Origin of the sequence: Salmonella sp. NW722 (assembly GCF_051702785.1) — a bacterium.
GTDB classification, from domain to species: domain Bacteria; phylum Pseudomonadota; class Gammaproteobacteria; order Enterobacterales; family Enterobacteriaceae; genus Salmonella; species Salmonella enterica.
On the sequence record NZ_JAMMIN010000005.1, the window covers coordinates 7,929 to 18,383 of the forward strand.

Below are 10,455 nucleotides of genomic sequence, written 5' to 3' on the forward strand. Positions count from 1 at the left end.
AGCGAGAAAGCGTTGCCGCAGGCAACGACCCGAAGGGCGAAGCGCGCAGCGCTGAGTCATCCTTCCCCCACCACCATTACTTCATAAGGCACCAATTTCAAATCAATCAGCACTGCCCCGTATCCTTACCCCACAGGCAGACTGCACTCCATGGCGCCATGGCTTATTGGCTATCTTATCAATACTTCTTCCTGGCAATCTTTTTCGCCTCCTTTGACTGGTCAATTTTTCGCCAGATGAGATTAAAGGCGGCATATGTCTCGCTAAGTTGATCTGGGGTGAGCGTTCCCTTGAGTCGGTTTCTTTCGGCAATGAGCGCTGAACAATCATCTTTAGATTTTTCCGTATACATACTTGCCATGTAATACCAAATATAGGCCTGCTTATTATCTTTAGGCACACCCTGGCGCCCATGAGCATAAATTTCCCCAAGCGCTGATTGTGCCGGAGTAAACCCCTGCTCTGCCGCTTTGAGGTACCACTTCAGCGCATTCCGGCTATTTTCAGGCACGCCTCTTCCCGTGCTATATGCTACGCCAAGCTGATATTGCGCTTTCGCAAAATCCTGTTTTGCTGCTTTTCGATACCATGCGATAGCCTGTCTGTCGCTTTGCGCGACGCCGCGACCAAATGCAGACATGATGCCCAGATGCGTTTGCGCAGCAGGCAGTCCCTGGCGTGCGGCTTTGCGATACCACGCCAGCGCCTGTTGGTAGTCCTGAGAAACGCCCTCACCCTGCATAAACATCACGCCGATCGCATCCTGCGCCTCGGCCAATCCTTGCGCTGCGGCTCTGCGATACCACTCCAGCGCCAGGTTGTGATCTTTCAATAAGTGATAACCGTTGTAATACCATACGCCAAAATTGTACTGTACCTTTGCCATCACGCGTTGCGCTGTTTTTCGATACCACGTCTGAGAGTGAACCCGGTCAGCGGGATGCGCTTTATCATAGAGCGCATTCAGCGGAATGTGGCCTGGCGTATAGCTGCTTGGTATACCTTCATTAAGCCAGTAAACTGCCTGACGATAATCCTGAGGCACGCCTTCACCATAAAAATAGGCAACGCCGAGATAAAGTTGCGCGGGGTAGTACATATTTTCCGCCGCTTTACGCATCAAGATCGCCGTTTGCTGATAATCCTGAGGAACGCCCTGACCGTGGGCGTACATTACTCCAAGCTTAAATTGTGCTGACGAAGCTGAACCCTGTCCGCGGACAACGCCCGCATCATTGGTTGGAGAGGCGGCTTTTCGATACCACTCCAGCGCTAGCTGGGTATTTTGGGGAAACCCATCGCCATACATATAGGCGTCACCGAGGATTTCTTGCGTACTACTATCCCCTAGCTCTGCCGCCTTGCGATACCACTCCAGCGCTTTTTGTCGACTAAGTGGAAAATTTTCACCATAGTTGTAATGATAGCCAAGGATGAAATAGGAAAAATCAGAACCTTGTTTACCCGCTTTCTCCAGCCATTTTATGGCTAGTTTATAATCAGGCTTAACATATCGCCCCTCCGCATACCAGCTTCCAAGCGAGAACTGCGCGCTTTCATCTCCTTGTTCCGCTTTTTGCTCTAATTCCTGAACGTACTGGCATTCTTCCGAGTCGGGGGGATAGCGCTCCTCGCAGACAGCAGCGTGAGCCATTTTTGAAATAAATATATTTAATATTATTATTTTGAAAATTGATGAAAAACGCATACAACTATCCTTATTGTCGTTTATGGCGTGATTATATGCTGCATCATCCTTTTTCTGCTTACAAAAAACTCGTACAGATGCTGAATAAACCCAAAAACAAAGAGTACGGATTCAGATGCCAGACATGGCAGATCCGCTGTAAACGAAACAAGGCGGCGGTCGATAAGGCATTTATGCCGCACTCCGGCAAACAGCCATAAAAAAACTCCGCCGAAGCGGAGTTTAGGGCATCGAGAGAAAATCAGTGACGTGCACGAACAATCTGGTATTTGCGGGTCAGGTACTCGACCGGCACGCTCCAGATATGCACCAGGCGCGAGAAGGGGAACAACAGGAACAGCGTCATCCCCAGTACCAGGTGCATACGGAAGATAAAGGCCACACCGTCCAGATGTGCGGATGCGCCACCGTGGAAGGTCACAACTGACTGCGCCCACCCGACCAGCTTCATCATTTCACTCCCGTCCATATGCTGGGCGGAGAACGGAATGGTCAGCAGACCCAGCGCGCACTGAATCACCAGCAATGAGAGAATCAAAATATCTGCGCCGGTAGTGGTGGCGCGGACACGTGGGCTGAACAGACGACGCTTAAGCAGTAAAATACCGCCAACCAGCGTCAGCACACCGCAGGCGCCGCCGGCAATCATCGCCATCTTCTGCTTCACGTCGACCGGCAGAAAAGCTTCATACATCCAGTGCGGCGTTAACATGCCCAGGAAGTGACCGGCGAAAATACCCAGAATCCCAATGTGGAACAGGTTTGACGCCAGGTTCATTCCTTTGCGATCCAGCATCTGGCTGGAAGCCGCCCGCCAGGTGTACTGGCCGTAGTCGTAACGTAACCAGCTACCGATCAGAAATACCGATCCGGCAATGTACGGGTAGATATCAAAGAAGAACATATTCAGGAAGTGCATTAGTGCTGTCCTCCGGTGGTGATATTCAGATATTGCGGCGCCACGGCACCGGCAAAACGACGCTGGTGAGCGGAGATCTCCGACTCGCCACACCCCTGATCGGCGAAGAATTTCACCTGCTCTTCTTCCCAGACCGCATCCAACGCTTGTGGGGTATCATCACGTGCTTCATTCGCAATTTTTTCAGCCACTTTGTCGCTGTCGATAACGGTATTCGCCAGTTTTAACAGCAGATCGAACAGCACCGCATAACGGCTGTCACGCTGTTGCAAACGTGCGCTGAGCAGCGCCAGAATCGGCGCGATATCCTGTAAACCCCCTAACGCTTCGCTTTTCGGCAACTGCGCAAGGTATTCCAGATACAGCGGCAGATGATCGGGAAGTTCGCGGCTGTCGAGCTGCAAACCGTGCTGTTCATACTGTGCCATCAGGTCAACCATCGCCTGACCGCGATCGCGGGATTCCCCGTGTACATGTTCAAACAGCAGCAGCGATGTGGCGCGACCACGGTCAAACAGTTCACTGTAGGCGGCCTGTACATCCAGCATGTCCTGCGCGGTTAAATCGCGCAGGAAAACGCCCAGAGTCTGGGCATCCTCTTTATCCAGGTTCTCAGATGACGCGAGCGCATCGAACAACTCCTGCTGATGCTGCCACAGGGCAGCATCCGGGTACTCGAGCAGACGCGAAACAATGACGAGTTCAATCATGCGTGCGGCTCCGTTTTGCTGGTCACATCAACAGCGTCGATGCGGCGGCTGTTGAACAGATTGAATTTGGTATCAGACCCGTGGCAACCATCGCCGAAGGTAAAGCCACAACCGCTTTTCTCCGGGAATGCGTCACGCGCCAGTTCACGATGGCTGCTCGGCACCACGAAACGATCTTCATAGTTGGCAATCGCCAGGTAACGATACATTTCCTGCGCCTGGGCTTCGCTTAAACCCACCTCTTCCAGCGCGCGGGTATCCACTTTACCGTCTACGGTTTCCGCACGTTTGTAGTGACGCATCGCCAGCATCCGTTTCAGTGCCAACAGTACCGGCTGAGTGTCGCCAGCGGTCAACAGGTTCGCCAGGTACTGCACCGGGATACGCAGACTGTCTACATCCGGCAGAATACCGTTGCTGCCCAGTTCACCCGCGTCGGCGGCAGACTGAATCGGTGACAAAGGCGGCACGTACCAGACCATCGGCAGCGTGCGGTATTCCGGATGCAGCGGCAGCGCCAGCTTCCAGTCCATCGCCATTTTGTACACTGGCGATTGCTGCGCCGCATCGATCACGCTCTGCGGCACGCCGTCCTTCAGCGCCTGCTCAATGACAGCCGGATCGTTTGGATCGAGGAACACGTCCAGTTGACGCTGGTACAGATCTTTTTCGTTTTCCGTACTGGCGGCGCTTTCAATGGCATCTGCGTCATACAGTAGTACGCCGAGATAACGGATACGGCCCACGCAGGTTTCGGAGCAAACGGTCGGCTGACCGGCTTCGATACGCGGGTAGCAGAAGATGCACTTCTCGGACTTGCCGCTCTTCCAGTTGAAGTAAATTTTCTTGTACGGACAACCGGTGATGCACATCCGCCAGCCGCGGCACTTGTCCTGGTCGATCAGCACGATGCCGTCTTCTTCACGCTTATAAATCGCGCCGCTCGGGCAGGTCGCCACGCACGCCGGGTTGAGACAGTGCTCGCACAGGCGCGGCAGGTACATCATGAAGGTGTTTTCGAACTGGCCGTACATCGCCTTCTGCATGTTTTCGAAATTCTGATCTTTGGCGCGTTTTTCGAACTCGCCGCCCAGAATCTCTTCCCAGTTTGGCCCGCTGGTAATTTTGTCCATCCGCTGGCCGGTAATCAGCGAGCGCGGACGCGCGATCGGCTGATGTTTGCTTTCCGGCGCGGTATGCAGGTTCTGGTAGTCGTAATCAAACGGCTCGTAGTAGTCGTCGATACCCGGCAGATGCGGGTTAGCGAAGATTTTACCCAGCAGCAGCGCCCGGTTGCCCATGCGCGGCTGTAGCTTGCCGTTGATTTTGCGGATCCAGCCGCCTTTCCATTTTTCCTGATTTTCCCAGTCATTCGGAAAACCAACGCCAGGCTTACTTTCAACGTTGTTGAACCAGGCGTATTCCATACCTTCACGACTGGTCCAGACGTTTTTACAGGTGACTGAACAGGTATGACAGCCGATGCACTTATCGAGATTCAGCACCATGCCGACTTGTGAACGAATTTTCATTTTACGCTCTCCTGTACCTGGTCATTGCCTTCGCCATCCAACCAGTTAATGTTCTTCATCTTACGTACCACCACAAACTCATCGCGGTTGGAGCCGACGGTACCGTAGTAGTTAAAGCCGTAGGCTAACTGCGCATAGCCGCCGATCATATGGGTCGGTTTCGGCGTAATGCGCGTCACCGAGTTATGAATACCGCCGCGCTGCTGGGTAATTTCCGACCCCGGCAGGTTTACGATACGTTCCTGCGCGTGGTACATCATGGTCATGCCCGCCGGTACACGCTGGCTGACCACTGCGCGTGCGGTCAATGCGCCGTTGCTGTTGAAGACTTCGATCCAGTCGTTATCTTCAATGCCCAGATCTTTGGCGTCGGTTTCGCTCATCCATACAATCGGGCCGCCACGCGACAAGGTCAGCATCAACAGGTTATCGCTGTAGGTCGAGTGGATACCCCATTTCTGGTGCGGAGTCAGGAAGTTGAGCGCCTTCTCCGGATTACCGTTGGATTTACGCCCCATCACCGCTTTCACCGAGCGGGTGTCGATCGGTGGGCGATACACCAGCAGACTTTCGCCGAAGTCGCGCATCCACTGGTGATCCTGATACAACTGTTGGCGACCAGACAGCGTACGCCACGGGATCAGCTCGTGAACGTTGGTATAACCGGCGTTATAAGAAACGTGCTCATCTTCCAGACCAGACCAGGTCGGGCTGGAGATAATTTTGCGCGGCTGGGCCTGAATATCGCGGAAGCGGATTTTCTCTTCTTCTTTATTGGTTGCCAGATGCGTATGGTCGCGACCGGTAAACTCGCTCAGCGCCGCCCAGGCTTTCACCGCCACCTGACCGTTGGTTTCCGGCGCTAACGTCAGGATCATCTCTGCCGCGTCAATCGCCGTGTTGAGCATCGGCTGACCTTTCGCCGGACCGTCCGCTTTGGTGTAATTGAGCTTACGCAGCAAGTCCATTTCGCTCTGCGTGTTCCAGGCAATCCCTTTCCCGCCGTTGCCGATTTTCTCCATCAGCGGGCCGATAGAGGTAAAGCGTTCGTAAGTCGCCGGGTAATCGCGCTCGACGGTCATGATGTGCGGCGCGGTTTTCCCTGGAATCAGATCGCATTCGCCTTTTTTCCAGTCTTTCACGTCCAGCGGCTGCGCCAGTTCAGCGGCAGAATCGTGCTGGATCGGCAACGTCACGACGTCAGTCTCTTTACCCAGGTGGCCTACACAGACTTCGGAGAATTTCTTCGCAATGCCTTTGTAGATTTCCCAGTCACTTTTCGATTCCCAGGCCGGATCTACGGCGGCAGACAGCGGATGAATAAACGGATGCATATCCGAGGTATTCATATCGTCTTTTTCATACCAGGTGGCGGTCGGCAGTACGATATCGGAGTACAGGCAGGTGCTCGACAGGCGGAAGTCCAGCGTCACCACCAGATCCAGTTTGCCGTCCAGGCCATTGTCACGCCACTCCACTTCTTCCGGCTTCACACCGCCCTGTTTACCCAGATCCAGCCCCTGAATACCATGCTCAGTACCCAGCAGATATTTCAGCATGTACTCATGGCCCTTACCGGAAGAGCCAAGCAGGTTAGAACGCCAGATGAACAGGTTACGCGGGTGGTTTTTACCGTTTTCCGGCTGCTCGGCGGCAAAGCGAATCGAACCCTCTTTCAGGGATTTGACGGTATAGTCTACCGGCGTCATACCGGCTTTTTCCGCTTCACGCGCAATGTACAGCGGGTTGGTGCCTAACTGCGGCGCTGACGGCAACCAGCCCATACGCTCGGCGCGCACATTGAAGTCAATCAGATGACCGCTATAGCGGGATTTGTCCGCCATCGGCGACAGTAATTCCTCGGCGGTCACCGTCTCGTAGCGCCACTGGCTGGAGTGGTTATAGAAGTAAGAGGTGCTGTTCATGTGACGCGCCGGACGCTGCCAGTCAAGGGCAAACGCCAGCGGCTGCCAGCCGGTTTGCGGGCGCAGTTTTTCCTGGCCGACGTAGTGCGCCCAACCGCCACCGCTCTGACCAACGCAACCACAGAACACCAACATATTGATCAGCCCGCGATAGTTCATATCGAGGTGATACCAGTGGTTCAGACCAGCGCCAACGATAATCATTGAACGTCCGTGCGTTTTATCCGCGTTATCGGCGAACTCCCGTGCGATACGGATGATCTGCGCCCGCGGCACGCCGGTGATCTGCTCGGCCCATGCTGGCGTATACGCTTTGGTATCATCATAACTGGCGGCACAATTTTCATCGTTGAGGCCGCGTTCCAGACCATAGTTCGCCATGGTCAGGTCATACACGGTAGTGACTAATGCTGAAGAACCATCGGCCAGTTGCAGACGTTTAACCGGCAATTTATGCAGCAGGACGTTATCCAGCGCCACATGATTAAAGTACTCTGAACCTTCGCCGCCGAAATACGGGAAGCCCACGTCAGCAATCTCATCCTGGCTGCCCAGCAAGCTGAGCTGCAATTCAGTTTCTGCACCGGTAGTCCCGTCGCGCTGTTCGAGGTTCCATTTGCCTTTTTCGCCCCAGCGGAAACCAATTGAACCGTTTGGCGCCACCATTTCACCGTTGCTGTTAATGGCGACGGTTTTCCATTCCGGGTTATTTTCCTGCCCCAGCGAATCAACGAGATCGGCAGCGCGCAGCATACGACCTGCGGCATAATAACCATCACGCTCTTCAAGCATCACCAGCATTGGCATGTCGGTATAGCGACGGACATAATCGGTGAAGTACTGGCGCGGGTTGTCGAGGTGGAATTCGCGCAGCATGACGTGGCCCATCGCCAGCGCCATCGCCGCATCGGTCCCCTGCTTCGGTGCCAGCCACAGATCGCACAGTTTGGCGATTTCAGCATAGTCCGGCGTCACCGCGACGGTTTTAGTGCCTTTGTAACGTACTTCGGTAAAGAAGTGCGCATCCGGCGTACGGGTTTGCGGCACGTTAGAGCCCCAGGCGATAATATAGCTGGAGTTGTACCAGTCAGCGGATTCCGGCACGTCGGTCTGCTCGCCCCAGGTTTGCGGGGAGGCTGGCGGCAGGTCGCAGTACCAGTCGTAGAAGCTCAGGCAGGTACCGCCAATCAGCGAAAGATAACGTGCGCCGGAAGCGTAGGAGACCATCGACATCGCCGGGATGGGTGAGAAGCCCGCGACGCGGTCAGGGCCATAGGTTTTCACGGTGTACACGTTGGAAGCGGCGATCAGCTCGTTCACTTCCTGCCATGAGGAGCGAACAAAGCCGCCACGACCACGCGCCTGTTTGAAGCTTTTGGCTTTATCGGCATCTTCAATAATTGAGGCCCATGCCTCTACCGGATCGCGATGCAGTTTTTTCGCCTCGCGCCACATCTTCATCAGACGTTTGCGCATTAGCGGATATTTCAGTCGGTTAGCGCTGTAGAGATACCAGGAGTAACTTGCCCCGCGCGGGCAGCCGCGAGGTTCATGGTTTGGCATATCAGGACGGGTGCGCGGGTAATCGGTTTGCTGTGTTTCCCAGGTCACCAGACCATTTTTGACATAAATTTTCCAGCTACAAGAACCGGTGCAGTTCACCCCATGGGTTGAGCGCACAATTTTGTCATGCTGCCAACGTTGGCGGTATCCGTCCTCCCAGTCCCGGTTTGTTTCGAGAAGCTGGCCGTGCCCATCGGCAAAGGTTTCGCCCTTCTGCTTGAAGTAGCGAAACCGGTCCAGGAATTTACTCATCGGGTTTCTCCTGTATGGAACCTTACGGCTCTCTGATAAATCGACATTGCTTAACTAAGGGCGAAGGTAACGCGCTGAATGGGCGTGAGAATTGATAACGATCAAGGTGGACAGGGATGCAAATGGCGCGCAAACCTCCTGCATACTCCTTTTGGAGGAGGAGTTTTATTTATATATATTACTGATTTAATTACATAAAATTAAATTTACGCACGACGTGAATGTTAAATTTTCAACAAGTGGGTATTAAGGGGTATCCCCCTGGATGACCGATAAAGATGTGCGTGGTCAGCCCTGTCGAGCCTCTCTTTTTGACTATAAGTATGTTGTAACTAAATGCAGGTAAAAAAAAGCGCGGTCTAACGCCGCGCAAAGGATAATCAAAAGTTACTTTTTATTTTTAGAATGACGTCCATATACCGCCCAGGTAATAACGACGCAGGCGATATAGAAAATAAGAAAGACTTTCATCGCGCCGACTGGAGAACCGGTTAATGCTAAAGATGAACCAAACGCTTTCGGAATAAAAAAGCCGCCAATCGCGCCAATCGCGGAAATAAAGCCCAGCGCCGCCGCCGTATCGGTCGCCGCTTCACGCATGGCTCTTTCGTCCGACCCGCCTTCCGCTTTTACCCGGTCCATCGTCAGTTTACGGAAGATAACGGAGATCATCTGGAAGGTAGAACCACTCCCCAACCCAGCCGTCAGGAACAGCGCCAGAAATACCCCGTAGAACGCGATAAAGCTACCGCCAACGCCGCCAGTAGGTAATGTCAGGAACAGCAGACCGCTGAAAATCGCCATCAGGACAAAGTTGATAAGCGTGACGCGGGTCCCCCCCAGACGGTCAGAAATTGCGCCGCCTGCCGAACGCGCCAGCGCGCCGATAAACGGACCGAAAAACGCATAATGCAGGATCTGCACATCCGGGAATTGCGTTTTAGACAGCATAGCGAACCCCGCGGAGAAACCGATAAACGATCCGAAGGTTGCCAGATACAGCAGACTCATGATCCACAGGTGACCACGTTTGAGCACCGGCAGTTGCTCTTTTAGCGAGGCCTTAGACGTCGCCAGTTCGTTCATGCCGAACCACGCTGCCAGCGTAAAAATGGCCAGGAAAGGCACCCAAATCCAGGCTGCGTTCGCCAGATAGAGCTGAGAACCGTCCGGCTGCTCTACACCGTGGCTGCCAAAGGCGGCAAAGATAGAGAGCGAAACCACCAGCGGCGCAACCAGCTGCATCACGCTCACGCCCATATTGCCCAGACCGCCGTTCAGACCCAGCGCGCCGCCCTGCTTTTGTTTAGGAAAGAAAAAGCTGATGTTCGCCATACTGGAGGCAAAGTTCGCGCCGGCAAAACCACACAGCAAGGAAATAATAATGAAAGTGCTAAAGGGCGTACTGGTATCCTGAACGGCAAAGCCTAACCATACGCAAGGCACGATGAGGATACCGGTACTGAACGCTGTCCAGCGACGTCCGCCAAATAGCGGCACCATAAAGGAGTAAGGCACCCGTAGCAGCGCGCCGGAAACAGATGGCAGCGCAGTCAACATAAAGAGCTGATCGGTCGTAAAATTAAATCCCACTTTCGGCAGGTTCACCGCCACTGCGCTGAATAGCATCCAGACGCAAAACGCCAGCAGTAAACACGGCACAGAAATCCACAAATTACGGCTGGCGACACGATGGCCGCGCTGCTGCCAGAACGCCGGATCTTCCGGACGCCATTCCGTGATAACAGCGCCAGTTGCCCTTTCCGGGGCGGATGAGTGACTCATAGACACCTCTGATTCTTGATTTGATGTCTGCCACATTAGGGTTTACTGCCGAAGGTAAGTT

6 protein-coding genes and 1 pseudogene are annotated in these 10,455 nt (G+C 53.9%); all 7 read right to left on the minus strand.

Features of this window, described 5'->3' with window-relative positions:
* Window positions 1-77, minus strand: a pseudogene (locus NA330_RS12970) (hypothetical protein); the annotation flags it as partial.
* Window positions 78-178: 101 nt separating this feature from the next.
* Window positions 179-1,708, minus strand: a complete 1,530-nt coding sequence (locus tag NA330_RS12975) for a tetratricopeptide repeat protein (protein ID WP_023242318.1) — start codon at window positions 1,706-1,708, stop codon at window positions 179-181.
* A gap of 241 nt (window positions 1,709-1,949) precedes the next feature.
* Window positions 1,950-2,627, minus strand: a complete 678-nt coding sequence (gene narI / locus NA330_RS12980; protein ID WP_000545594.1) for a respiratory nitrate reductase subunit gamma — start codon at window positions 2,625-2,627, stop codon at window positions 1,950-1,952.
* A complete protein-coding gene (gene narJ / locus NA330_RS12985) occupies window positions 2,627-3,337 on the minus strand; it encodes a nitrate reductase molybdenum cofactor assembly chaperone (protein ID WP_000571668.1) in 711 nt (236 codons plus the stop codon). Before narJ ends, narI begins: the two co-directional genes overlap by 1 nt.
* On the minus strand, window positions 3,334-4,869 hold the full coding sequence (narH, locus tag NA330_RS12990) for a nitrate reductase subunit beta (protein ID WP_000702629.1): 1,536 nt from the start codon (window positions 4,867-4,869) through the stop codon (window positions 3,334-3,336). Before narH ends, narJ begins: the two co-directional genes overlap by 4 nt.
* Window positions 4,866-8,609, minus strand: a complete 3,744-nt coding sequence (locus NA330_RS12995) for a nitrate reductase subunit alpha (protein WP_000032890.1) — start codon at window positions 8,607-8,609, stop codon at window positions 4,866-4,868. Before NA330_RS12995 ends, narH begins: the two co-directional genes overlap by 4 nt.
* 387 nt (window positions 8,610-8,996) lie before the next feature.
* The gene (gene narK / locus NA330_RS13000; protein WP_000019848.1) at window positions 8,997-10,394 is read right to left on the minus strand and encodes a nitrate transporter NarK; all 1,398 of its coding nucleotides are present in this window, start codon (window positions 10,392-10,394) and stop codon (window positions 8,997-8,999) included.
* Window positions 10,395-10,455: the final 61 nt, after the last annotated feature.

Excerpts from the sequence above, each read along its gene's own strand:
- NA330_RS12975 (WP_023242318.1), bottom strand. The coding sequence starts at position 1,708 with ATGCGTTTTTCATCAATTTTCAAAATAATAATATTAAATATATTTATT.
- narI (WP_000545594.1), bottom strand. The coding sequence starts at position 2,627 with ATGCACTTCCTGAATATGTTCTTCTTTGATATCTACCCGTACATTGCC.
- narJ (WP_000571668.1), bottom strand. The coding sequence starts at position 3,337 with ATGATTGAACTCGTCATTGTTTCGCGTCTGCTCGAGTACCCGGATGCT.
- narH (WP_000702629.1), bottom strand. The coding sequence starts at position 4,869 with ATGAAAATTCGTTCACAAGTCGGCATGGTGCTGAATCTCGATAAGTGC.
- NA330_RS12995 (WP_000032890.1), bottom strand. The coding sequence starts at position 8,609 with ATGAGTAAATTCCTGGACCGGTTTCGCTACTTCAAGCAGAAGGGCGAA.
- narK (WP_000019848.1), bottom strand. The coding sequence starts at position 10,394 with ATGAGTCACTCATCCGCCCCGGAAAGGGCAACTGGCGCTGTTATCACG.